Source organism: Streptomyces sp. CNT372 (assembly GCF_000377145.1).
The window spans coordinates 415,994-440,143 of sequence record NZ_KB897776.1 but is presented as its reverse complement, the minus strand read 5'-3'; the positions used below and the strand labels follow the sequence as shown (position 1 = coordinate 440,143).

The window sequence follows — 24,150 nt, the reverse complement described above, 5'->3', positions numbered from 1 at the left end:
ACGGCCCCCGAGGGGCGACGGGCCCCCCGGACCGCGCAAGCGGTCCGGGGGCCTCGCCGTGCCGGGCGGCGCGGGGTCAGCGGCAGACCGTGCCGTCCCGCGGCGCCCGCCCGTTCAGCAGATAGCCGTTGACCGCACGGTCCACACAGGCGCTGTTGCCGTACGCGCCGTGCCCCTCGCCGTCGTACGTCATCAGCACCCCGACACCCTCGCCCAGCGCCTCGGCCATCACCCGCGCGCCCTCGTACGGGGTCGCCGGGTCGCCGGTGTTGCCGATGACCAGGATCGGCGGGGCGCCCGGGGCGGAGACGTCCGGGTGGGTCCAGGTGCCCGGCACCGGCCACTCGGTGCAGCCGAGGAGGCCCCAGCCGAGGAACTCGCCGAACACCGGTGAGGCCCGCCGGAACTCGGGCAGCTTCGCCCGGGTCTGCTCCGGCGTGTAGCGCTCCTTGGAGTCGACGCAGCTGATGGCCGCGCCCGCCGCCTGCGCGTTGCTGTAGGTGCCGTTCTCGTTCCGGCCGGTCAGCGCGTCCGAGAAGGCCATCAGCAGACCGCCGTTGCCGCCCTCCGCCTCGTCGAGGCCCTGCTCCAGCAGCTCCCAGTACTCGCGTGAGTAGAGGGTCTGGGCGATGCCGTTGAGTGCCTGGCTCTGCGTCAGCATCCGGTCGCCGATGCCCGGGATGGGCCTGCTGTCGAGACCGTCCAGGAACTCGATGATCCAGTCCTGGATCTCGCCCGGCGTGGAACCGGGCAGCAGGCAGTCGTCGCCCCGGTCGACGCAGTCCCGGAGGAAGTTGGTCAGCGCGAGCTGGAAGCCCTCGGCCTGGCCGAGGGAGCTCTGCTCGGAGTTCTCGCTCGGGTCCACCACCGCGTCGAAGACCGCCCGTCCGACGTTCCCGGGGAAGAGATGGGCGTACACCCCGCCCAGTTCGGTGCCGTAGGAGATCCCGAAGTAGTGCAGCTTGTCGTCGCCCAGCACCTGGCGCATGAGGTCCATGTCGCGGGCCGCGTTCTCGGTGCCGACGTGCGGGAGTTCATTGCCGGAGTTCTCCTCGCAGGCGTCCGCGAAGGAGGACAGGCCCTCGATGTACTCCTGCTCCTCGGCCGCGTCGTCGGGGGTGGAGTCCTCGGCGATCCACTCCTCCATCTCCTGGTCGTCCAGGCACTCCACGGGCACGCTCCGGCCGACCCCGCGCGGGTCGAAGCTCACCAGGTCGTAGCGGGTCCGCAGGGTGCCGTAGTCGGCGGCCGCCGCGGGCAGGGTGGCGACGCCCGAGCCGCCGGGGCCGCCGAAGTTGAACACCAGGGAGCCGATCCGCCGGTCCGGCTCGCTCGCCCGGGCGCGTATCAGCGCCAGCTCCATCGCCTCGCCGCCCGGGTCGTCGTAGTCGAGCGGCACCTCCATGAACGAGCACTCCCAGGTGGTGCCGCCGGGCAGCGGGGAGGGTGCAGGGCCGCCGCCCTCCGCGTCGGACGGCGCCGGGCACGGCTTCCACTCCAGCTTCTGGGCGGCGTAGTCCCGGGGCCGGTCCTCGTCCCCGCCGCCGTCGGAGCAGCCGGCGGCGGCGAGCAGGACGACGAGCGCGGCGGCCGCGGCCCGGACGGGACGCCGGCGGACGGCCCCCGCCCCGGTACGGCGGGCGGCGCGTGCGGCCCGGGCGGCGGCGGTGCGGTGCGCGGTGGCGGCGGTGGTCGGCATGCGGCCATCGTGCGCCGCCGGGCTCTGCTCCGCATGGGCGACGGGCCCATGCGGGTGGCGCAGCGGCCCGTGCTCCCACCGGGTGAGGGCGCTGTGCCGTACGGGTGGACTTCCGGCCCCGGTCTGGACTTCACCGACAGCATCGGACTTCCCGGGGCGGGGAGCCGAAGACCCCTCGGCCCCTGAGGGCCGGGGTTGCGTCAGAGCGCGCCTCTGCGCGTCAGGTGGGTGAAGGCGAACCAGCCCGGCAGCACCGGCAGCCAGAGCGTCATCAGCCGGTAGAGCAGCACGGCGGGCGCGGCCACCTCCGACGGCACCCCGACCAGCAGCAGACCGCCGAGCAGGGCGCCCTCGACCGCGCCCACGCCGCCCGGGGTCGGGGCGGCCGAACCGAGGGCGTTGCCCGCGAGGAAGACGACCGCGATGCTCGCGTAGCTGATCGGCTGGGCGCCGTCGCCGACCGCGCGGATCGAGGCGTCCAGGCAGAGCACGAAGAACGTGGTCAGCAGCAGCATCCCGCCGATGCCGGTGAGCAGCTTCATCGGCCGCTGGAGCACGTCCAGCATGCGCGGCACCACCCCGGCGAACAGCGAGCGCAGCCGGGTGACCACGAACTTCCGCATGAACGGGATGGCCGTGACGACCAGCACCAGCACCGCGACGGTCAGCAGACCCGCGATCACGGTCCTCGACGGGGTGAAGGAAGCGGTGCGCTCCGTCCCCGTCAGATAGCCGAACAGCAGCAGCAGAAGGATGTGGCAGCCCAACCCGAACAGCTGCGAGGCGCCCACGCTCGCCACCGCCAGCCCGGGGCGCACCCCGGAACGCTGGAGGAAGCGGGTGTTCAGCGCGACGCCGCCGACGGCCGCCGGAGCCACGATCTTCACGAAGGAGCCGGCGACCTGCGCCACGACCGTGGGCCGGAAGCCCACCCGCTCCGGCACGAAGCCCAGCAGGCTCATCGCCGCCGCGAAGTAGCTCAGCGCGGAGAACGCCGCCGCCGCCGCGACCCAGCCCCAGTGGGCCCGGTCGAAGACCGTGCGGAAGTCGATGCCGGCGATCTGGGAGAGCAGGAAGTAGGCGGCGACCGCGCCCGCGATGAAGCTGACCAGGGTGCGCGGCCTGATCCGCTCCAGCCGGACCGGCTCCACCGGCGCCTGGGGGCGGATCAGCAGCACCTGCGCCCGGATCTGGGTCAGCAGATCCTCCTCGCGCGCCTCCTCCAGGGCCTCGTCCACCGCCCGCTTGTCGGCCTGCTTCTCCGCCTTCTCGACCTTGCGGGCCGCCTTGCGCCCGTCCTTGCCCTCGGTGGGCAGATCCTCCTCGCCCCGGGCCCGCCGGGCGGCGGCCGACGACTCCAGGACCGCGTCCCGCTCCCGCTGCGCCCGCTCGCGCGCCTGCTGACGCAGGGTGGCACGGGTGGACCGGCTGAGCGCGATCGGCTGGAGCAGCGGCAGGCAGTCGGCGACCGTGTCCGGGCCGAGGGCCTCCACCGCGGCGGCCACCGCCCGCTCCGCGCCGACCCGCAGGCCCAGCGTGGTCAGCAGCTGGGCGATGTCCATCCGCAGCACGAGGTCGCCCGCGGCGATCTCGCCGCCGCGCAGATCGGTGAGGATCACCCCGCCGTCCGGGTCGACCAGGATCGCGTCCCCGGCGAGGCGCCGGTGCGCGATCCGGCGCGACTGCAGGGCCCTGACCTGCCGCCAGGCCCCGAGGACCACTTCGTCGGTGATCTCCCGGTCGTCCAGGGAGTCCAGCAGCCGGCCGCCCTGGTGCTCGTAGACCAGCATCACGGCGTCCGGGCCGAGCTCGGAGGTGGCGATCAGCTTGGGGGCGTTGGCACCGGCCGCGATGGCCGCGTAGGCGAGGAGGGCCTCCTGCTCCAGTGCCTGGCGCAGGGACTGGATGGAGCGGCGGGTGGTGATCGAGCGCAGCGTCAGCCGTCGCCAGACCCGGTAGAAGAAGCCCTGCGCCTGCTGCTCCCGGTCGACGACGGTGACGTCCAGCGGCGGGCCGTCCTCCAGGGAGACCAGATAGCGCCGGCCGCGGTCCTGGTCGGCGTTCTCCGGGGTGTCGTCGGCGCGCATCGCGCTGACCGGGCGGAAGCCGACGTGCCGCAGCCCGGCGAGGAGGGTCTGCCCGGTGGGGCGGACGTTCGGCGAGCCGACCGCGTAGAGGGTGCCGTAGGCGACGGTCCAGCCCAGCAGGACGGTCAGGATGATCGAGAACGGGGTGGTGTAGCCGGCGACCAGCATCGCGAAGGCGTCCAGCAGCAGCACCATCCACAGGACCACGCGCCAGCGCGGCCGCCGGGCCATCCCGACCGCGGTCATATAGGCGATCACCGGCGCGAGATAGCCGTGCACCGGGTCGGTCAGTCCGTCGGGCCGCGGCACGGTCAGCGCGTCCTGGAGGCTGCCGGGGGCCGCGCGGGAGACCCAGAGGTCGGTGGCGAGGGTGACGCCGTGGGCCAGCACGGCGGCGAGGACGCCGTCCGCGATGCGCAGGCCGTCGCGTTTGATCAGCCGCTCGATCGCGAAGGCGACCGGTACCAGCAGCACGGCGATGCTGGACACCAGACCGGCGAGCTTGACCAGCAGGTCGGGTGCCTGGCCGGTGCCCTTGCTGATGTCCGACTCCAGGCCGGTGGTGGTGCCCTGGGCGAAGGCGGCGACGGCGAGTACGACGGCGATGGCCAGGATGCCGCCGAGCAGCCGCATCAGGTCGGAGGGGCGGTGGACGCGGGCGGCGAGCAGGGGCTCGTCGCCCGAGACCCGGTCCGCGAGGTCGTCGCCCGCGCTCAGGGCGGTGGCCCCGGACGCGGTGGCCCGGCTCCGCCCGCCGGTGGCGGGGCCGGTCGCCGGGGGCGTCGCGGCGGGGGGCGTCGCGGAACGGTCCGCCCCGTCTCCGGGTGTGCCGGGGGGCGGCCCGGTCTCAGGGCCGTCCGCCGCCTTCGGAGGCTGCACGCCCTGCTCCTTCGCCGTCTCGGTCTCTTCTTGATCTCGTATCACCAGTCACCGCCCGCACGATGGTGGCACGGCCGGACGACAGAGAGGGGCATCAGGGTGCAAGGCGGGGGAGTGACACGGAAGGGATGTGCCCCTTTGCTGCCGTTGGTCCGATTCTCCCCCCGTCTCGGGCGTTGTCGGTGGCGTGCGGCAGGATGGGGCGGATGGACGACCGGAAGGGCGATGTGCCCGCACACCCCTCGGCCTCCGAGTACCCCTCGGACTCCCCGGGGCCCTCGGACTCCCCGGGACCCTCGGACGGGCCGGGGCCCTCGGACTCCGCGGACCTCCCCGGCTCCGCGTACCCCGTGTACGCGGAGCGGGTCCTGGAGGTCGCCGAGCTGATCCCGCCGGGCCGGGTGATGACCTACGGGGACGTCGCCGAATGGCTCGGCGAGGGCGGCCCCCGCCAGGTCGGCCGGGCGATGGCGCTGTACGGCGGCCCCGTGCCGTGGTGGCGGGTGGTGCGCGCGGACGGCGTGCTGCTGCCCGGGCACGAACTCCGCGCCCTGGAGCACTACCGCGCGGAGGGCACCCCGCTGCGGCAGGCGTCCCGGGCGGCCGAGGGGCATGTGCCGCGCCTCGACATGCGGCAGGCCCGCTGGGACGGCACGGGCGCGGCCGGGCCCATGGGCGCCGGTACGGGCGGCCCACGCGGGGGCTTTGGCGGGGCCGGGGGCGGGCAGGGCTCCGCGGCACCGGGCGGGGGCGGGCAGGAGGGGGCTCACACCGAACAGCTTCCGCCGGGCGGCGACAGCGCGGGCGGCGCGAGGCCCACCCGGGCGACCTGACCCGGCCGCTGCGCGGGGCCCGGGCCCTGGCGTAGCGTCGCCGGGGCGCACCGCGCGCCGCAGGACCGACACCAGCACACCCACCAGGACCGGCGATCCACTGTGAGTTCCTCCTCCACCACCGGGCGTACGCCGTACCCGCAGCAGGTACGGCCGGGGGCTTCCCCGCGCCTCCAGGGGCACGGGGAACGGGCCCCCGGCGCGTACCGGCTGGTCCGCACCGCACCGGCCCCCGTGGGTCCCCCCCTCCTGGACGCAGCCCAGCGCGCGGTGGTTGATCACACGGACGGACCGCTGCTGGTCCTCGCCGGACCGGGCACCGGCAAGACCACCACGCTGGTTGAGTCGGTCGCCGCCCGGATCGCCCGGGGCGGGGACCCGGCGCGCATCCTGGTCCTCACCTTCAGCCGCCGGGCCGCCGTCGAACTGCGAGACCGGATGGCGCTCCGGCTCGGCGGCGCGCACGGTCCGCAGGCGACCACCTTCCACTCCTTCTGCTACGCCCTGGTCCGGGCACACCAGGACGCCGACCTCTTCGCCGAGCCGCTGCGCCTGCTCTCCGGCCCCGAGCAGGACGTGGCCCTGCGCGAGCTGCTCGCCGGGCATGTGGCGATGGAGCGCGACGGCATTCCCGGCACGGTCCGGTGGCCCGCCGACCTGCGGGCCTGTCTGACCACCCGGGGCTTCGCCGACGAGGCGCGCGCGGTGATCGCCCGCAGCCGGGAACTGGGCCTCGGGCCTCAGGCGCTGGCCGCCTTCGCCGACCGGGCCGGCCGCCCGGACTGGCGGGCGGCGGCCGCCTTCCTCGCGGAGTACCTGGACGTCCTCGACATGCAGGGCGTCCTCGACTACGCCGAGCTGGTGCACCGCGCGGTGCTGCTCGCCGAGCGCGAGCTGTCCCCGGGGGACTTCCCGTACGACGCGGTCTTCGTGGACGAGTACCAGGACACCGACCCGGCGCAGGTGCGGCTGCTGCGGGCGCTGGCGGGCGGCGGCCGGACGCTGGTCGCCTTCGGCGACCCCGACCAGTCGATCTACGCCTTCCGGGGCGCGGACGTGAACGGCATCCTCGACTTCCCCGGGGTCTTCCGGCGGCGGGACGGGGCGCCCGCGGGGGTCGCGGTCCTGACCGCCAACCGCCGCAGCGGGACGGCCCTGCTGGCGGCCACCCGTCTGCTCACCCGGCGGATGCCGCTCACCCGGCTGCCCGCGGACCGGGTCCGCGCGCACCGGGAGCCGGCGGCGGTCCGGGAGAGCGGCCGGGTGGAGGCGTACACGTACCCCACGGCGTCCACGGAGACCGACAACATCGCGGACATCCTGCGCCGCGCGCACCTGGAGGACGGCGTCCCCTGGGAGGAGATGGCCGTCCTGGTCCGCGCGGGCGGCCGCACGATCCCCTCCCTGAGCCGCGCCCTGATCTCGGCGGGCGTCCCGGTCGAGGTCACCGGCGACGACCTTCCCCTCCGCCACGAGCCGGCGGTCGCGCCCCTGCTGTCCGCCCTCCGCACGGCGGCGCAGGCGGCGCTCGCCCCGCAGGAGGGGGCCCCCGGGCCGGACCCGGAGGGCGGACGTGCGGAACTTCCTCCCGGGTCCGGCCCGGGCTCCGGTTCCCCCGCGGAGGGCCCCGATCCGGTGCCCGTGCGCCGGGCCGCCGGGCCGGCCGGGCCGGGGCCCTCGGCCGTCGGCCCCGCCGGCGAGGTGCCGGGTTCCGGGGCCCTCGTCCGGTCCGGCCCGGGCCCGGGGGACGGCGAGCCCGCCGACGCCGGGGCGCCCGCCGGGGTCCCGTCCGGCCCGGCGGGCGAGGGCCCGGGCCCGCGAGGCGGAGGCGGTACCGCCGAGGCGGAGGCCGCCCCGGCGGCCGGGGCGCGTGGCTCCGAGCACGCGGGCCCGGGCCCGCGTGTGCGGGGCGGCGAGGCCGCCCCGGCCGGGCTGCGCGCCGGGGGCGGCGACCCCGCTGACGGCGTCGCTGCGGGCGGGCCCGAGCACGCGGGCGCGGGCGCGCGAGGCGGCGGTAGCCCGGCCGAGGCGGAGGGAGCCCCGGCCGGGCTGCGCGCCGGTGGCGGCGACCCCGCTGACGGCGTCGCTGCGGGCGGGCCCGAGCACGGGGACGCGGGCGTGCGCCCCGAGGGCGACGACCCCGCCCAGGCGGAGGCCGCCCCCACCGGGCTCGACGCCCAGGCGGAGGCCGCCCTCGCCGGGCTCGACGCCGAGGTCGCGATCGGGTTGCTCACGTCGCCGCTGGGCGGGATGGACGGTTCCGATCTGCGGCGGCTCGGGCGGGCGCTGCGCGACGAGGAGCGGGCCGCGGGGAATCGGGTGCCCCCGCCGTCCGACGTGCTGATCGCCCGCGCGCTCGCCGAGCCCGAGCGGCTGGTCGCGCACGACCCCGCGTACGCGCGCGGCGCGCAGCGGCTCGGTGTGCTGCTGCGCAGGACGCGGGAGCTGCTGGCCGGCGGTGGCACCGCCGAAGAGGCGTTGTGGCTGCTCTGGGACGGCACTCCCTGGCCCCAGCGCCTGGAACGCTCCGCCTTCCGCGGCGGCCCCGGCGGCCGGAACGCCGACCGCGACCTCGACGCCGTGTGCGCCCTGTTCGAGACCGCCGCCCGCGCCGAGGAGCGCACCGGCGGCCGGGGCGCGCTCAACTTCATCGAGGAGCTCGACGCCCAGGACATCGCCGCCGACACCCTGACCCGCCGGGAGGCCCGCCCCGACGCCGTGCGCCTGATGACCGCGCACCGCTCCAAGGGCCTGGAGTGGCGGCTCGTCGTCGTCGCGGGCGTACAGGAGGGGCTCTGGCCCGACCTGCGCCGTCGCGGCTCGCTCCTCGAAGCCGACCGCATCGGCCGCGACGGCCTCGCCGAACCCCTCCCCCCGGGCGCCCTCCTCGCCGAGGAGCGCCGCCTCTTCTACGTCGCCGCGACCCGCGCCCGGGACCGTCTCGTGGTCACCGCCGTCAAGGCCCCCGCCGACGACGGCGACCAGCCCTCCCGGTTCCTCACCGAACTCGGCGTCGAGCCCGTCGACGTCACCGGCCGCCCCCGCCGCCCCCTCGCCGTCGCCCCGCTCGTCGCCGAGCTGCGCGCGACCACCGTCGACCCGGACGCGTCCCCCGCGCTGCGCGAGGCCGCCGCCCGCCGGCTCGCGCGCCTCGCCGCCCTCACCGACGAGGACGGCCGGCCGCTGGTCCCGTCCGCGCACCCCTACCGCTGGTGGGGCATGGACGAGCCGACCCGCAGCGCCGTGCCCCTGCGCGACCGGGACCGGCCCGTCGCCCTGTCCGGCAGCGCCCTCGACCAGCTCGCCAACACCTGCGCCCTCCAGTGGTTCCTGGGCCGCGAGGTGAAGGCGGACGCCCCGGCCACCGCCGCCCAGGGCTTCGGCAACGTGGTCCACGTCCTCGCGGACGAGGTCGCCTCCGGCCGCACGCCCGCCGATCTCGACGTGCTCATGGAGCGCCTGGACTCGGTCTGGAACGGCCTGGTCTTCGACGCCCCCTGGAAGTCCCGCCAGGAGAAGGAGCACGCCCGCGCCGCCCTGGAGCGCTTCCTGCGCTGGCACGTCATGGACCGTGGCGGCCGGGCCCCCGCCGCCACCGAGCACGACTTCGACGTGACCCTGGAGGCGGGGGAGTACGAGGTCCGCATCCGCGGTTCGATGGACCGCATCGAGCAGGACGCGGGGGGCCGGGCGTACGTCGTGGACTTCAAGACCGGCAAGCAGGCGCCCACCGCCGCCGAGGTCGCCCGCCATCCGCAGCTCGCCGTCTACCAGCTCGCGGTGCGCGAGGGCGCCGTGGACGAGGTGTTCGGCGGCCGCCGCCCCGAGCCCGGCGGGGCCGAACTGGTGCATCTGCGCCAGGCCGCCCCCAAGAAGGAGGGCGGCGAGGCGCTGCCCAAGGTGCAGGCCCAGGAGCCGCCGGACGGGGAGTGGGTGGGCGACCTGCTGGCCACGGCCGCCGGGCGGGTCCTGGACGAGCGCTTCGCGCCCAGCGCCGGGCAGCACTGCGCGCACTGCGCCTTCCGCGCCTCGTGCAGCGCGCAGCCGGAGGGCCGCCAAATAGTGGAATGATCGGTGCGCTGATCGCTTGTCGCCTGTTTCCTGACGGTTCGTCCGCATCCAATAAGGGTCCACAGCAGCCAACGCGCCCCCGGCTGCGGATCTTCATGGGAGTTGACACATGGCGGCAACCAGGACGTCCCGGCCGGCCGGGACCACGCCGAAGACGACGGCCACGGCGGCGCGCCCCGCGGCCCGGGCCGCGGCGGCGGCACTCGTCTGCGTCTGCGCCGGGGCCGTGCTGGCGGGCTGTTCCGGGGGCGGGGCCGAGGCGGGCGGCGGCGCGGGAGAGCGCAAGGTCCCCGCGGCGGCCACGGACGGCGCCACGGCGGGGCCGTTCCGCGGCCTGAGCGCGGACCAGATCGCGGACCGCGCGGTCGCGGCCACCGAGCAGGCGCCCTCGCTGCGGATGAAGGGCGAGATCGAGAGCGGGGGCGACCTGGTCACGGTGGACCTCGCGATGGACTCCCGCGCCGACTGCACCGGTCGCCTCGGTGTCCAGGACGGTCGGGCCGAAGTCCGGCGGCTGGGCGAGGTCGTCTATATGAACGGCGACGACGCCTTCTGGCGCGCCGCGATGAGCGCCCGCCCCTCCGCCTCCCCGGACGACGAGAGCGGTGACGCGGTGGTCGAGCTGGTGAAGGACCGCTGGGTCAAGCTCCCGGCCGGGGCCGTGGAGGATCTGCGCGGGCTGTGCGAACTGGACGAGATGCTCGCCGGGCTGAAGAACGCCGGCGCGATGAGCACCGGCCTGACCCTGGGGCGGGACGGCACGGTCGGCGGCGCGCGGGCGACCACCCTTGTGAAGCGAAACGGTTCGGCGACGGTGACCGCATATGTCGCGCAGGAGGGCGAACCGTATCTCCTGAAGGTCGTCAGGGCGGGGGGCGAGGAGCCCGGCGGTGTCACGTTCTCGGACTACGGCAAGCCGGTCGCCGTGACCGCGCCCCCCGCCGGCGAGATCGTGGACCTGGAGGGGCTGCTCGGCGACGCGGACCCGGATGCGGACCCGGACGCCTCAACCGCCCCGGAGCCGTGGCCGGACCCCGAGCTCTCCCCGGAGCCCGACCCCGAGTCCGACCCGGACACGGGCGGCGACACGGGGTTCAACGCGGGCAGCCGGGCGGACGACGCCGCCACGTCCTGACCCGGCGCGACCCCCTGCCGCCCGGCGGGCCGCGGGGTCCGCGCGGCCGCGGTCCCGGCCGAGTCCCGGCCCCCGCCGGACGGCCACCGGCTCCGCCCCGGGCGACCCCCGCCCCCCGCCCCCCTGTCCGTGCTCCCCGTTAGCCTCTTCCGGTGACCGCGCGCATCACCGACCCCGAGCAGCTCAAGGAGCTCCTCGGCATCCCCTTCACCCCGGAGCAGACGGCCTGCATCACCGCGCCGCCCGCGCCGCAGGTCATCGTGGCCGGGGCCGGGTCGGGGAAGACGACGGTCATGGCGGCCCGTGTGGTGTGGCTCGTCGGCACCGGACAGGTCGCCCCGGAGCAGGTCCTCGGGCTCACCTTCACCAACAAGGCCGCCGCCGAACTCGCCGAGCGCGTCCGGACCGCCCTCGTCCGGGCCGGGGTGACCGACCCGGACGCGCTGCCCGCCGACGGCTCCGGGGCCGACGCGGTGGGTGGCGAGCCCCGGATCTCGACGTACCACGCCTTCGCCGGGCAGCTCCTCACCGACCACGGGCTGCGCATCGGTCTGGAGCCCAGCGCCCGGCTGCTCGCCGACGCCACCCGCTACCAGCTCGCCGCCCGCGTGCTGCGCGAGGCCCCCGGACCGTACCCGGCCCTGACCCGGTCCTTCCCGACCCTGGTCAGCGACGTCCTCGCCCTCGACGCCGAACTCGCCGAGCACCTGGTCCGCCCCGAGGCCCTCGACCGCCACGACGCCGGACTGCTCACCGCCCTCGCCGGGGCGAAGCTCGGCAACCCCGACCTGCGCAAGGTCCCGGAGACGGCCCGGGCCCGCCGGGAACTCCTCGACCTCACCGTCCGCTACCGCACCGCCAAGAGCGAGCGCGACCTGCTCGACTTCGGCGACCAGATCGCCCTCTCCGCCGAACTGGCCCTCACCCGTCCCGAGGTGGGCACGGCCCTGCGCGACGAGTTCCGGGTCGTCCTGCTCGACGAGTACCAGGACACCTCCGTGGCCCAGCGCCTGATGCTCTCCGGGCTGTTCGGCCAGGGCACCGGTCACGCCGTCACCGCCGTCGGCGACCCCTGCCAGGCGATCTACGGCTGGCGCGGGGCCTCCGTGGCCAACCTCGACGACTTCCCACGGCACTTCCCGCACGCCGACGGCACCCCCGCGACCCGCTTCGCGCTCAGCGAGAACCGCCGCAGCGGCGGCCGCCTCCTCGCACTCGCCAACGGCCTCGCCACCCCGCTGCGCGCCATGCACCAGGGTGTCGAGGCCCTGCGCCCCGCCCCCGGCGCCGAGCGGGACGGCGTCGTGCGCTGCGCCCTGCTGCCCACGCACGCCGAGGAGATCGCCTGGCTGGCCGACTCCATCGCCCACCTGGTGCGCACCGGCAAGGCGCCCGGGGAGATCGCCGTCCTGTGCCGCACGGCCCGCGACTTCCCCGAGATCCAGGGCGCCCTGGTCGCCCGGGACGTCCCCGTGGAGGTCGTCGGCCTCTCCGGGCTGCTGCACCTGCCGGAGGTCGCGGACCTGGTCGCCGTCTGCGAGGTCCTCCAGGACCCGGGGGCCAACGCCTCCCTCGTCCGGCTGCTGACCGGCCCCCGCTGGCGGATCGGCCACCGGGACCTGGCCCTCCTCGGGCGGCGGGCCCGCCTCCTGGTCCACCGGCCGGACGGCGACGACGACCCCGAGCGCCGTCTCGCCGCCGCCGTGGAGGGCACCGACCCGGCCGAGATCATCTCCCTCGCGGACGCCCTGGACACCTTCCTGGAGGCGGGCGGCGGCGCGGCCCAAGACGACGGACTGCCGTTCTCCGCCGAGGCCCGGGTCCGCTTCGCGCGCCTCGCCGCCGAGCTGCGCGAGCTGCGCCGTTCGCTCGCCGACCCGCTGATGGACGTGCTCCACCGGGTGCTGGCCGCCACCGGCCTGGACGTCGAGCTGTCCGCCTCCCCGCACGCGCTGGCCGCCCGCCGCCGCGAGACCCTGGCCAACTTCCTGGACATCGCCGCCTCCTTCGCCGCCCTGGACGGCGCAACGACCCTCCTCGCCTTCCTCGGCTTCCTGCGCACGGCCGCCCAGTACGAGAAGGGCCTCGACAACGCCCTCCCCGGCGGCGAGAACACCGTCAAGGTGCTCACCGCGCACAAATCCAAGGGCCTCGAATGGGACGTCGTCGCCGTCCCCGGCCTGGTCGCCAAGCAGTTCCCCAGCGACCGCGCCCGCGAGTCCTGGACCTCACAGCCCCAGGTACTCCCGCACGCCCTGCGCGGCGACGCGGAGACCCTGCCGGCCGTCGCCGGCTGGGACGCCCCCGGGATGAAGGACTTCAAGGCGGCGATGAAGGAGCACCAGCACACCGAGGAACTCCGCCTCGGCTATGTGACCTTCACCCGGCCCCGGTCCCTCCTCCTCGGGTCCGGGCACTGGTGGGGTCCCGACCAGAAGCGCCGCCGGGGCCCCTCCGCCTTCCTCCGGGCCCTGTACGACCACTGCGCCCGGGGGCACGGCGAGATCGAGGTCTGGGCGGAGGAGCCCGAGGAGGACGCGGAGAACCCGGCGCTGCGGGAGCGGGGCGCCGACCTGGCCTGGCCGCTGCCCCTCGACCCGGCCTCCCTGGCCCGCCGCCGGGCCGCCGCCGCGACGGTACTCGCCCATCTGGCGTCGGCGTCGGCGTCGGACGACCGGGCGCCGGAGGCTGCGGACCACGCCGACTGGGCCTGGCCCGAGGAGGCCCCGCCCGAGGAGGAGCCCCCGCCGCCCTTCGACGACCCCTTCGACGACGAGTACGACGACGAGTACGACGACCCGCACGACGGCCCCCGGGGCGAGGAGCCCGAGGACTTGCCCGCCGCCCCGGCCGCCGCCGTCCCCCACCAGCCCCCGGCCCCGCCCCAGGAGACCGCGCCCGCCACCCCGCCCGAACCGCACGCCCCGGCCGTACCCCTCACCCCGGAGGAGGCCCGGGTCCTCGACTCCTGGGACCGCGACCTGGACGCCCTCACCGGCGAACTGCGCCGCGCCCGCGCCACCGTCCGGGACGTCGAACTCCCGCGCTCCCTCTCAGCCTCGCAGCTGCTCCGCCTCGCCGCCGACCCCGACGGCTTCGCCCGCGACCTGGCCCGCCCCATGCCCCGGCCACCGCACCGGGCGGCCCGGCGCGGCACCCGCTTCCACGCCTGGGTCGAGTCGCGCTTCGAGGAGGTGCCCCTGCCCATGCTCGGCCCGGACGAGCTGCCCGGCGCCGGCGGCCCGGACGCGGCCGACGGCCACGACATCGCCGACGAGCAGGACCTGGCCGCGCTCAAGGAGGCGTTCGCGCGCACCGCGTACGCCCGGCGCACGCCGTACCGGGTCGAGGCGCCCTTCCAGTTCACCCTGGCCGGACGCGTGGTGCGGGGCCGGATCGACGCGGTCTACCGCACGGAGACCGGAGCGTCCGGCACCGGCGACGCCGGCCCCGGCTCCGCGTACGCCGGCTCCGGCCCCGCGCACGAGCGCCCCGCCTACGAGGGCCCCGCGTACGAGATCGTGGACTGGAAAACCGCCCGGGACGGCCGGGCCGACCCCCTCCAGCTCGCCGTCTACCGCCTGGCCTGGGCCGCACAGCAGGGCGTCCCGCTGGAGGCGGTCACCGCCGCGTTCGTCTTCGTGCGCACCGGCGAGGTGGTCCGGCCCCCGGACCTGCCGGACCGCGAGGCCCTGGAGCGCGTCCTGCTGGGCGGGACACCCGGCCGGCCCGCCCGCGGCGCCCGTTAGGCTCGTGAGCATGAGCGAGACCCCGGACAGCGCCGTCCGCACGTACATCCGGCAGCACAGCGCGGCCTTCGTCGACGAGCTGGTCGAGTGGCTGCGCATCCCGTCCGTGTCGGCCCAGCCCGAGCACGCCGGCGATGTGCGGCGCAGCGCCGACTGGCTGGCCGCCGCACTGCGGGAGACGGGCTTCCCGGTCGCCGAGATCTGGGAGACCCCCGGCGCGCCCGCCGTCTACGCCGAGTGGCCCGCCGAGGACCGGCACGCGCCCACCGTCCTGGTCTACGGCCACCACGACGTCCAGCCCGCCGCCCGCGAGGACGGCTGGGACACCGACCCCTTCGACCCGGTGGTCACCGGCAACCGGCTGTACGCGCGGGGCGCCGCCGACGACAAGGGCCAGGTGTTCTTCCACACACTCGGCGTCCGCGCCCACCTCGCCGCCACCGGCCGCACCGCGCCCGCCGTCACCCTCAAGCTGCTGATCGAGGGCGAGGAGGAGTCGGGCTCCCCGCACTTCCGCGACCTCGTCGAACAGCACGCAGGCCGGCTCGCCGCCGACGCCGTGATCGTCTCCGACACCGGTATGTGGTCCGAGACCACCCCCACCGTCTGCACCGGCATGCGCGGCCTCGCCGAGTGCGAGATCACCTTCGAGGGCCCCGGCCAGGACATCCACTCAGGCTCGTTCGGCGGCGCGGTCCCCAACCCCGCCACCGTCGCCGCCCGCCTCGTGGCGGCCCTGCACGACCAGGACGAGCGCGTCACCGTGCCCGGCTTCTACGACGGCATCCCGCCGCTGACCGACGCCGAACGGCAACTCTTCGCCGAACTGCCCTTCGATGAGGAGTCCTGGCTGCGCACGGCCCACTCCCGCGCCACCCTCGGCGAGCACGGCTGGACCACTCTGGAGCGCCTGTGGGCCCGCCCCACGGCCGAGGTCAACGGGATCGGCGGCGGGTACCAGGGCGCCGGGGGCAAGACGATCGTCCCCGCCTCGGCGACGGTGAAGCTGTCCTTCCGGCTGGTCGCCGGCCAGGAACCGAGGAAGATCGAGCGGGCGGTGGCCGACTGGGTGGCCGAGCGGGTCCCCGCCGGCATCCGGCACCGGATCACGTTCAGCGCCGCGACCCGCCCCTGTCTGACCCCGCTGGACCACCCGGCGCTCCGGTCGGTCGTCCGGGCCATGGGCCGCGCCTTCGACGGCGAGAAGATCCGCTTCACCCGGGAGGGCGGCTCGGGCCCCGCCGCCGACCTCCAGGACGTGCTGGGCGCCCCCGTCCTCTTCCTCGGCATCTCGGTGCCGTCCGACGGCTGGCACGCACCGAACGAGAAGGTCGAACTCGACCTGCTGCTCAAGGGCGTGGAAGCCTCGGCACACCTGTGGGAGGACCTGGCCGGCACCCTGCGCGGGACCGGCGGCGGCCCGGACGCCTGACGCCCGGGCGGACGCCCCGCCGGCCGTCCACCCGCCCGGCGGCGCCGCCGGACCGCCCCGCCGCCATCCCCACCGGACCCACCGCCATCCGCACCGGACCCGACAGCCATTCCGCACCGGGGGAGTTGGAAGAACACCGTGAGCAGCACCGAGAGCTACGCCGCCTGGGACCGCCCGATCGGTCTGACCGCGCCGAGCGGGATCGACCGCGAGGCGCACAACCGTCTGGACGAGGCATGGCTGGCGGCGGCGTGGAGCCACCCCACGACCCGCGTCTTCGTGGTCTCCGGCGGCCAGGCCCTGATCGACGACACCCCCGACGGCCGCACCGAACTGGTCATGACCCCGGCCTTCGAGGCGCCGCTCACCGAGACGCACCGCTACTTCCTCGGCACCGACGAGGACGGGGTGCGCTACTTCGCCCTCCAGAAGGACTCCCTGCCGGGGCGGATGGACCAGTCCGCCCGCCCCGCCGGGCTGCGCGAGGCGGGGCTGCTGCTGTCCCCGCGGGACGCCGGTCTGCTGGTGCACGCCGTGGCGCTGGAGAACTGGCAGCGGCTGCACCGCTTCTGCTCCCGCTGCGGCGAGCGGACCGTGATCGCGGCCGCCGGGCACATCCGCCGCTGCCAGGCATGCGGCGCGGAGCACTACCCGCGCACCGACCCGGCCGTGATCATGCTGGTCACGGACGACGAGGACCGCGCCCTGCTGGGCCGCCAGGTGCACTGGCCGGAGGGCCGCTTCTCCACGCTGGCCGGCTTCGTCGAACCGGGCGAGTCCATCGAGCAGTCGGTGCGGCGCGAGGTGCGCGAGGAGGTGGGCGTCTCGGTGGGAGAGGTCAGCTATGTGGCCAGCCAGCCGTGGCCCTTCCCGTCCAGCCTGATGCTCGGCTTCATCGCCCGCGCCACTTCCTCGGAGATCGACGTGGACGGGGAGGAGATCCACGAGGCGCGCTGGTTCTCCCGGGAGGAGCTGCGGGCCGCGTTCGAGTCCGGGGAGGTGCTGCCTCCCTACGGCATCTCGATCGCGGCCCGCCTCGTCGAGCTCTGGTACGGCAAGCCGCTGCCCAAGCCGGGCGACGTGACCTGAGCCGCGGCGCCGGCCGATCCGGACCTCGTCCCTCAGACGCCGATCTTCTGCTTGACCTGGGCCAGCGAGGGGTTCGTCAGCGTCGAACCGTCTGCGAACAGGACGGTCGGGACCGTCTGGTTGCCCCCGTTGGCCTTCTCGACGAACGCGGCCGACTCCGGGTCCAGCTCGATGTTGACCTCGGTGTAGGCGATGCCCTCGCGGTCCATCTGGCTCTTCAGCCGGCGGCAGTACCCGCACCAGGTGGTGCTGTACATCGTCACGGTGCCCTGCATCGTCTCTGCGCTCCTCGCTCGTCGGTGGGGCTTCTCGGTGTCGGCCCGCCGGGACGTAGAACGTACGGGACGCCCGCGCGATTCCCGCACCGCCGGTATGAAGAACCGGGCCACCTGTGGACAACCCGGCGCACCCGTCCCACCGGACCTGGCAGCATGGCGGGGTGACAGCAGCAACGCACTCCTCTCTGTTCCCGCAGGCCCCCGAGACGGCCGACGCGGTGCTCGACGGGCTCGACCCCGAGCAGCGCGAGGTCGCGACCGCCCTGCACGGCCCGGTGTGCGTGCTGGCCGGAGCCGGCACGGGCAAGACGCGCGCCATCACCCACCGCATCGCCTACGGGGTGCGCGCGGGGATACTCCCGCCCGCCAGTGTGCTCGCGGTCACCTTCACCAACCGCGCGGCGGGCGAGATGCGCGGCCGGCTGCGCCAGCTCGGCGCGGGCGGTGTCCAGGCGCGCACCTTCCACTCCGCCGCGCTGCGCCAGCTCCAGTACTTCTGGCCGAAGGCGGTCGGCGGGGAGCTGCCGCGGCTGCTGGAGCGCAAGATCCAGCTCGTCGCCGAGGCCGCGGCCCGCTGCCGCATCCGCCTGGACCGCAACGAGCTGCGCGATGTCACCAGCGAGATCGAGTGGGCCAAGGTCACCCAGACCGTCCCCGCGGACTACCCGGCCGCCGTCGCCAAGTCCCTGCGCGACGCCCCCCGCGACCCGGCGGAGGTCGGCCAGATCTACGGCATGTACGAGCAGCTCAAGCGGGACCGCTCCGCCATCGACTTCGAGGACGTCCTGCTGCTCACGGTGGGCATCCTCCAGGACCGGCACGACATCGCCGACCACGTCCGCCGTCAGTACCAGCACTTCGTGGTCGACGAGTACCAGGACGTCAGCCCCCTCCAGCAGCGTCTGCTGGAGCTGTGGCTCGGCGACCGGGAGAGCCTCTGCGTCGTCGGGGACGCCAGCCAGACGATCTACTCCTTCACCGGCGCGACCCCCGACCACCTGCTGAACTTCCGCACCCGTCACCCGGGCGCCACCGTCGTCAAGCTCGTCCGGGACTACCGCTCCACCCCCCAGGTCGTGCACCTGGCCAACGGGCTGCTCTCCCAGGCGCGCGGCCGGGCCGCCGAGCACCGCCTGGAGCTGATCTCCCAGCGCGACGCCGGCCCCGAGCCGGTCTACACCGAGTACGGCGACGAGCCCGCCGAGGCCGAGGGCACCGCCCGCCGGGTCCGGGACCTGATCGCGGCGGGCGTCCCGGCGGGCGAGATCGCCGTCCTCTACCGGGTCAACGCCCAGTCCGAGGTCTACGAGCAGGCCCTGGCCGACGCGGGCGTGCCCTACCAGCTGCGGGGCGCGGAGCGCTTCTTCGAGCGGCCGGAGGTCCGCGAGGCGGGTGTCGCCCTGCGCGGCGCCGCCCGCGCCGGGGCGAACGACGCCCTTCTCGACGAGGCCGAGGACCTGCCCGCCCAGGTGCGCGCCGTCCTGTCCACCAAGGGCTGGACCACCGAGCCGCCCGCCGGGTCCGGTGCCGTGCGGGACCGCTGGGAGTCGCTCGCCGCGCTGGTGCGCCTCGCCGAGGACTTCGCCCGGGCCAGGCCGGGGGCGACCCTGGGCGACCTGGTGGCCGAGCTGGACGAGCGGGCCGCCGCCCAGCACGCCCCCACGGTGCAGGGCGTCACCCTCGCCTCCCTCCACTCGGCCAAGGGCCTGGAGTGGGACGCGGTCTTCCTGGTCGGCCTCACCGAGGGCATGATGCCGATCACCTACGCCAAGACGGACGAGCAGGTCGAGGAGGAGCGCCGGCTGCTCTACGTCGGGGTCACCCGGGCCCGGCTCCACCTCTCGCTGTCCTGGGCGCTCTCCCGTTCGCCCGGCGGGCGGGCCTCCCGCCGCCCGAGCCGCTTCCTCAACGGCCTGCGGCCCGGTTCCCCGGCTCCCGGCTCCCGGGGCGGGGCCGGGGGATCCGGCGGGGTCGAGCGCGGCTCCGGCGGCCGCCGCAAGCGCCGGGGGCCGGTGCTGTGCCGGGTCTGCGGCAAGACGCTGACGGACGCCGGCGAGATGAAGCTGATGCGCTGCGAGGACTGCCCCTCGGACATGGACGAGGCGCTGTACGAGCGGCTGCGCGAGTGGCGCTCGGAGCAGGCGAAGGAGCTCGGGCAGCCCGCCTACTGCGTCTTCACCGACAAGACGCTGATGGCGATCGCGGAGGCGGTGCCGGGCAGCGAGGGCGAGCTGGCGGGGATCTCCGGTGTGGGCAGCCGCAAGCTGGACCGTTTCGGAGCCGATGTGCTGGCCATCTGTGCTGGTGAGGAGCTTGCGGGCGGCGCCGAGGACGACTGATGGAAACTCGTCGGAAAAATAGTTTGCGCCCGCCTGGGCAAGCCCCATAGGTTCTTAACCACGAGAACAGCGGCTTCTTCGAAGCCCTGTCCTCGTGCTCTACTTGTCCGCAGAGTGTGACCGGCACGCCGGTCCCCGAGACGCCGAGAGGAGGCGATTCCAGTGATCAGCATCGAGACCAGCTTCGTCAGCACCGCCAAAATGACCGATCTCTCGGTCGCTTCCCTCTGCTCGCTCGGCTTCTCCGCCGCGTTCCAGGGCACCGGTCTGTCCGGCACCGGTATGCCCGGCATCGCCGCCGTCCTCCCGGCGTCCCTGCCGACCGGCCTCCCCGTCCGGGAGCGCAATGAGCGACCGACCAAGGCACTGGAAGCAGGAGTAGCAGCGGCGCAGGCCCCGGCCTATGCCTTTGCGGCGGCCAGTGCCGAGACGAAGCAGACGACGCAGCACCACACGATGTGGGCCTTCCGCGGGCTCGAACCCTGGAGTCATCCAGCCTGATCCACCATCAGGCAGGCGCCTTCAGGGCCGCGGAACCCCACCCGGGATCCGCGGCCCTTCTGTTTTCCCCAACGGGAGACGGAACGAGGGGCCTCGGGGACCAGCACCACCCGGTACCAGCAGCAGAACCGGCCGACCGGCCGGCACGACCAGACGAGGAATCACCCACCGTGCAACTCGAAGCGCACGCCCCGTCCGTACCGCTCACCGAGACCCCCGCTCCGCCCGCACCGACCGAGGAAACCGCCTTGACTCCCCTCACCGCGCTGACCGCGCTCGACGACGCCATCGAGAACCTCGGCGTCCCCGTACCGTGCCGCTCCTACGACCCGGAGGTCTTCTTCGCCGAGTCGCCCGCGGACGTCGAGTACGCCAAGTCCCTCTGCCGTACCTGCCCGCTGGTCGAGGCCTGCCTTGCCGGCGCCAAGGAGCGGCGTGAGCCGTGGGGTGTCTGGGGCGGAGAGCTTTTCGTCCAGGGTGTGGTCGTCGCCCGCAAGCGGCCGCGTGGCCGTCCGCGCAAGAACCCGGTCGCGGCATGAACGCCACCGGAACCATCGACCGACCCGTCACGCACGACCCCCAGAAGCAGGCTCCGATGACCTCGTCCGCCGGCGAGCCGAACGGCTCCGCGATTTCAGACGTCACCACCACCCGCGACGCGAACACCTCGCGTCAGAACAGGACCCGCGAAATGCAACTCATCCCCGAAGCCCTGGCACGTGCGCATATGCACGAGCGTCGGCGTGAAGCCGACGCGGAACGCCAGGCGCTGCGCCTGGTCGCCGCCCGGCGTATGCAGCGTCGCGCGGAGCGCGTGTCGATGCGTGCCCGCCGCGCCCTGGCCATGGCGGTCATGAACTGACCGCCGCAACACCCCGCGGGGGCCGGTCCGAACGGACCGGCCCCCGCGGGGTGTTCCCCGTCCGCCCGCGCGGCCGCGGGGTATCGTCGCCGGGTGGACCAGGACAGGACGCCTCCCACCGGACGGCCGGACGAGGGCGCCGGCACTTCCGGGGCTCCAGGGGAGCCCGCGCCCGAGGCGCCCGGGGAGACGGAGACGCCCGCCGCGACCGTGTGCTCCCGCTGCGGCGCGGTGGCCGAGGGCACCCCCGTCACCTGGACCTGCTCGGTGGAGGACGGCGTCCGCCGCCATCTCTGCGAGGGGTGCGCCCGGGACAACATCAGGTCGATCGAGGGGCGACTGGACTCGTCGTGGTGGTAGCGGCCCCGGCTTCCGCGTCCGGGGCGGGGTCCCCGGCCCCGGCCTCCGCGTCCGGGGCCGAGTCCCCGGCGCCGGCGTCGGCCCGGGCTTCGGTTTCGGCCTCGGGGGCGAGGAAGCCGGGAAGCCAGGTCTCCAGCTCCTCGCGCAACCGCACCGACGCGTTGAGCTGGCAGAGCACACCGATGGTGCTCAGCGTCACCCGGTGGATGAGCAGATAGGCGGGAGGCAGGTTCAGCTGCTTCCCCAACTGGTGCGCGGGGGAGCGGACATCCGCTATCCGCGCCGCCTGTGTCCGCATCCAGCCGCGGGTGAAGGTGAACTCCTCCGCCTCGGCCGGCTCGATGATCGGCAGCAGGTAGTCCAGCACCGCGTCCGGGTCGAGATCGATGGTCTCCTTGACGAAGCCCTCCTCGCACAGCAGCCGGTAGACGGCGTCGGCCTCCCCGTCGAGCGTCATCCGCAGGCAGTGGCCGATGGTCGGTGGCAGCCCGCCGGGCAGCCGGTCCACCGTCCCGAAGTCCAGCACTCCCAGCCGCGCTCCCGCCCCGTCCTCGCCGGGCAGCAGGCGGAAGTTCCCCGGGTGGGGGTCCGCGTGCAGGAGCCCGGTGCGCGCGGGACCGGAGAACAGGAACCGGGCGAGGAGCAGCCCGGCCCGGTCGCGCTCCTCGGGTGTTCCCTCGTTGATGACCTCGGCCAGCGGCGTCCCGTCGATCCACTCCGTGATCAGCACCTGCTCGCAGTCGTGCACGACGTCCGGGACGAGGACATCGGGATCGCCGGCGAACTCCGCCGCGTGCGCGCGCTGGGCCTCCGCCTCCAGTTCGTAGTCCAGTTCCTCAGCCACCCGGTCCCGCAGCTCAGTGATCAGCGGCTTCACATCCATACCGGGGATCAGCGGCCCCAGCAGCCGTGCGAAGCGGCTCAGTTGGGCGAGATCCGACAGCAGGGCCTCGCCGGCCCCCGGGTACTGGACCTTGACGGCGACCTCCCGCCCGTCGTGCCAGACCGCCCGGTGCACCTGGCCGATGGACGCGGCGGCGGACGGCTTGTCCTCGAAGGCGAGGAACAGCTCCCGCCACTTTTCGCCCAGCCGCTCCGCGAGCACCCCGTGCACGGTCCGGGTCGGCATCGGGGGAGCCGCGTCCTGAAGCTTCGTCAGGGCGGCCCGGTACGGCCCGGCGACCTCCTCCGGGAGGGCGGACTCGAAGACGGACAGGGCCTGCCCGAACTTCATCGCACCGCCCTTCAGCTCCCCCAGGACCTTGAACAGCTGCTCCGCGGTGCGCTGTTGCAGCTCCCGTGCCACGATCTCCGCGGACTTGCCGCCGATCCGTCTGCCGAGGCCCCAGGTCGCCCGCCCGGCGATACCGAGCGGCAGTGCTGCCAGCTTGGCGGTCCTCGTGACCGCCTTCCGGGGAAGATCAGACATACGCCCCTCCAAGTCCCAGTCGGCTGTCGCATGCGCCGTGCGGGACGGGCCCGTTGACGGCGGTCACCCGGCCATTGTCCCCTGCGCCTCCCGGCGGGCCGAGGCGCGGTCGCTCCCGGGGTGCGCCTCCCCGCCGGCGCGCGATGCGCCGCACAGGCAGTCGGGGTGGGCGGCCACCTTCTCCCGCCGCCAGCCGCCGGCCGGCAGGGACACCTCCCACCGGGCCCCGGTGCTCCCCGGCAGGTCACCGTCGACGAAGGACAGGGCGTGGCAGGCGGCCAGGCCCGCGACGGCCGAGGCGAGAGCGGTGTCGCAGGCCGGCGGAACCGCCCGGCGGCCGCCCGAGCGCCACTGCGCCAGCAGCATCCCCCTGGCCGGGTCCCGTTCGGTGCGTGTCCGCTCCAGGCACTCGGCGCACGGTGTGGCCCCGGGCAGTACCAGCGGCCCCACCACGCCGGTCGCCTCGACCACCCCCGCGTACAGGTGGGGGATTCCGCCGGCGACCCAGCCCTGAGCGATCACCGGGTCCGGGGCGTAGGCGCCGAGGCCGTCACGCGGTGCGACCACCACCAGTGAGAGGCACGGCTCCCGAACCCCGGCCCCGGCCCCGGCACTGGCACCGGCCCCGCCGGGGGTGGCGCGGGGCGGGCGGTCCGGGGCCGAACGGCGCACCAGCCGCCGGGCGGCCGCGTCCCGCCGTTCGCCCGTCTCCTCCGGGCCGATCCCGCCGGGCGCGGTGTCCCCCGGCTCGGTGACGCCGCCGTCCCGGACCTCCACCTGCCCGATCCCGGCCGCGGAGAGGGTGGCGGCGATCGCCGCGCCGACCCGCCCGGCCCCGCGCACCAGGACCCGGGCCGATCTGCGCCCGCCCATCCGCGCGAAGGCGCCGCCCGGTTCGGGATGGACCAGGGAGAGCGACGCCAGGTCGGGCCGCAGCCGCTCCACGGCCGCCGCCCGGCCGCGCAGCGCACCGGCGGCGGGAGTCGTGGCGGGCCCGGTGTCGTCGAGCAGCCCGGCGTCGGCGAGCCGGCGGACCAGGGCGTCCGCCCGGCCCTCGGGAAGCCCCCGGGCGCGGGCCTCGGCGCGCAGCAGCTCCATGCCCCGTGTGCCGTCGAGCAGGTCGACGAGCGAGCCCGTCGCCGTGTCCAGCGGCCCGACGGTCATCGCCCGTTCCGGTGTCACCCCGAACTGGACCGACTGCCGGTCCCGCCATGCCCGCCGCAGTGCGGGCTTCATCATCGGACGCATATCGTCCCCCGTTCCGTTCCCCGTGGTTCCCGGGGGTCCCCGGGAATTGGATCTTCGGTTCCCGATCCGTTGTCAGAATGCCGTTCGGCCGTGAGCCGTGTGAAAAGTTGTCCACAGGCATGGGGTATTAGTCGTTCAAATCGTGCAGCGATGGAGGGG

16 protein-coding genes are annotated in these 24,150 nt (G+C 75.2%); 11 read left to right on the top strand and 5 right to left on the bottom strand.

The window, feature by feature from the left end:
* Window positions 1-76: 76 nt before the first annotated feature.
* Window positions 77-1,699, bottom strand: coding sequence for an alpha/beta hydrolase (locus tag C593_RS0101835; protein WP_018845603.1), 1,623 nt, complete (start codon window positions 1,697-1,699; stop codon window positions 77-79).
* Between the two features lie 200 nt (window positions 1,700-1,899).
* Window positions 1,900-4,665, bottom strand: a complete 2,766-nt coding sequence (locus tag C593_RS0101830; protein ID WP_018845602.1) for a lysylphosphatidylglycerol synthase domain-containing protein — start codon at window positions 4,663-4,665, stop codon at window positions 1,900-1,902.
* Between the two features lie 206 nt (window positions 4,666-4,871).
* On the opposite strand from C593_RS0101830, the gene C593_RS30840 reads away from it, so the two are divergent.
* From C593_RS30840 to nudC, 6 genes are all read left to right on the top strand, one after another.
* Window positions 4,872-5,498, top strand: a complete 627-nt coding sequence (locus C593_RS30840) for an MGMT family protein (protein WP_018845601.1) — start codon at window positions 4,872-4,874, stop codon at window positions 5,496-5,498.
* Between the two features lie 102 nt (window positions 5,499-5,600).
* A complete protein-coding gene (locus tag C593_RS0101820; protein ID WP_018845600.1) occupies window positions 5,601-9,569 on the top strand; it encodes a UvrD-helicase domain-containing protein in 3,969 nt (1,322 codons plus the stop codon).
* Between the two features lie 109 nt (window positions 9,570-9,678).
* The gene (locus tag C593_RS30835; protein ID WP_018845599.1) at window positions 9,679-10,704 is read left to right on the top strand and encodes a hypothetical protein; all 1,026 of its coding nucleotides are present in this window, start codon (window positions 9,679-9,681) and stop codon (window positions 10,702-10,704) included.
* A 152-nt stretch (window positions 10,705-10,856) separates the two neighbouring features.
* Window positions 10,857-14,453: an ATP-dependent DNA helicase gene (locus C593_RS0101810; protein ID WP_018845598.1), complete on the top strand. Its 3,597-nt coding sequence runs from the start codon at window positions 10,857-10,859 to the stop codon at window positions 14,451-14,453.
* A 10-nt stretch (window positions 14,454-14,463) separates the two neighbouring features.
* Window positions 14,464-15,885, top strand: a complete 1,422-nt coding sequence (locus C593_RS0101805) for a dipeptidase (protein ID WP_018845597.1) — start codon at window positions 14,464-14,466, stop codon at window positions 15,883-15,885.
* Between the two features lie 138 nt (window positions 15,886-16,023).
* Window positions 16,024-16,974, top strand: coding sequence for an NAD(+) diphosphatase (gene nudC / locus C593_RS0101800; protein WP_018845596.1), 951 nt, complete (start codon window positions 16,024-16,026; stop codon window positions 16,972-16,974).
* Between the two features lie 32 nt (window positions 16,975-17,006).
* Here the strand turns inward: nudC and C593_RS0101795 are convergent, their stop codons facing one another.
* Window positions 17,007-17,249, bottom strand: coding sequence for a mycoredoxin (locus C593_RS0101795; protein WP_018845595.1), 243 nt, complete (start codon window positions 17,247-17,249; stop codon window positions 17,007-17,009).
* A gap of 164 nt (window positions 17,250-17,413) precedes the next feature.
* Here C593_RS0101795 and C593_RS0101790 point away from each other — a divergent pair, with 164 nt between their 5' ends.
* From C593_RS0101790 to C593_RS31200, 5 genes are all read left to right on the top strand, one after another.
* Window positions 17,414-19,591, top strand: coding sequence for an ATP-dependent DNA helicase UvrD2 (locus C593_RS0101790; RefSeq protein ID WP_199789977.1), 2,178 nt, complete (start codon window positions 17,414-17,416; stop codon window positions 19,589-19,591).
* Between the two features lie 162 nt (window positions 19,592-19,753).
* A complete protein-coding gene (locus C593_RS0101785) occupies window positions 19,754-20,092 on the top strand; it encodes a hypothetical protein (protein WP_018845593.1) in 339 nt (112 codons plus the stop codon).
* A gap of 170 nt (window positions 20,093-20,262) precedes the next feature.
* Window positions 20,263-20,631: a WhiB family transcriptional regulator gene (locus tag C593_RS0101780; protein WP_018845592.1), complete on the top strand. Its 369-nt coding sequence runs from the start codon at window positions 20,263-20,265 to the stop codon at window positions 20,629-20,631.
* Window positions 20,628-20,954 carry a hypothetical protein gene (locus C593_RS0101775; RefSeq protein ID WP_018845591.1) on the top strand — a complete coding sequence of 109 codons (327 nt, stop codon included), beginning with the start codon at window positions 20,628-20,630 and terminating at the stop codon, window positions 20,952-20,954. The genes C593_RS0101780 and C593_RS0101775 overlap by 4 nt, the downstream gene beginning before the upstream one ends.
* Before the next feature lie 93 nt (window positions 20,955-21,047).
* Window positions 21,048-21,314 (top strand): hypothetical protein, encoded by a 267-nt coding sequence (locus C593_RS31200; RefSeq protein WP_078521095.1) that lies wholly within the window; start codon window positions 21,048-21,050, stop codon window positions 21,312-21,314.
* Here C593_RS31200 and C593_RS28600 read toward each other — a convergent pair.
* A complete protein-coding gene (locus C593_RS28600; RefSeq protein WP_018845590.1) occupies window positions 21,274-22,743 on the bottom strand; it encodes an ABC1 kinase family protein in 1,470 nt (489 codons plus the stop codon). The genes C593_RS31200 and C593_RS28600 overlap by 41 nt on opposite strands.
* A 63-nt stretch (window positions 22,744-22,806) precedes the next feature.
* Entirely contained in the window at window positions 22,807-23,991 is a 1,185-nt protein-coding gene (locus C593_RS0101765) for a TOMM precursor leader peptide-binding protein (RefSeq protein ID WP_018845589.1), read from the bottom strand.
* Window positions 23,992-24,150: the final 159 nt, after the last annotated feature.

What these genes read in the sequence shown, in the direction of transcription:
- C593_RS28600 (WP_018845590.1), bottom strand. Translation starts at nt 22,743, where the DNA reads ATGTCTGATCTTCCCCGGAAGGCGGTCACGAGGACCGCCAAGCTGGCA.
- C593_RS0101805 (WP_018845597.1), top strand. Translation starts at nt 14,464, where the DNA reads ATGAGCGAGACCCCGGACAGCGCCGTCCGCACGTACATCCGGCAGCAC.
- C593_RS0101835 (WP_018845603.1), bottom strand. Translation starts at nt 1,699, where the DNA reads ATGCCGACCACCGCCGCCACCGCGCACCGCACCGCCGCCGCCCGGGCC.
- C593_RS0101765 (WP_018845589.1), bottom strand. Translation starts at nt 23,991, where the DNA reads ATGCGTCCGATGATGAAGCCCGCACTGCGGCGGGCATGGCGGGACCGG.
- C593_RS0101775 (WP_018845591.1), top strand. Translation starts at nt 20,628, where the DNA reads ATGAACGCCACCGGAACCATCGACCGACCCGTCACGCACGACCCCCAG.
- C593_RS30835 (WP_018845599.1), top strand. Translation starts at nt 9,679, where the DNA reads ATGGCGGCAACCAGGACGTCCCGGCCGGCCGGGACCACGCCGAAGACG.
- C593_RS0101795 (WP_018845595.1), bottom strand. Translation starts at nt 17,249, where the DNA reads ATGCAGGGCACCGTGACGATGTACAGCACCACCTGGTGCGGGTACTGC.
- C593_RS30840 (WP_018845601.1), top strand. Translation starts at nt 4,872, where the DNA reads ATGGACGACCGGAAGGGCGATGTGCCCGCACACCCCTCGGCCTCCGAG.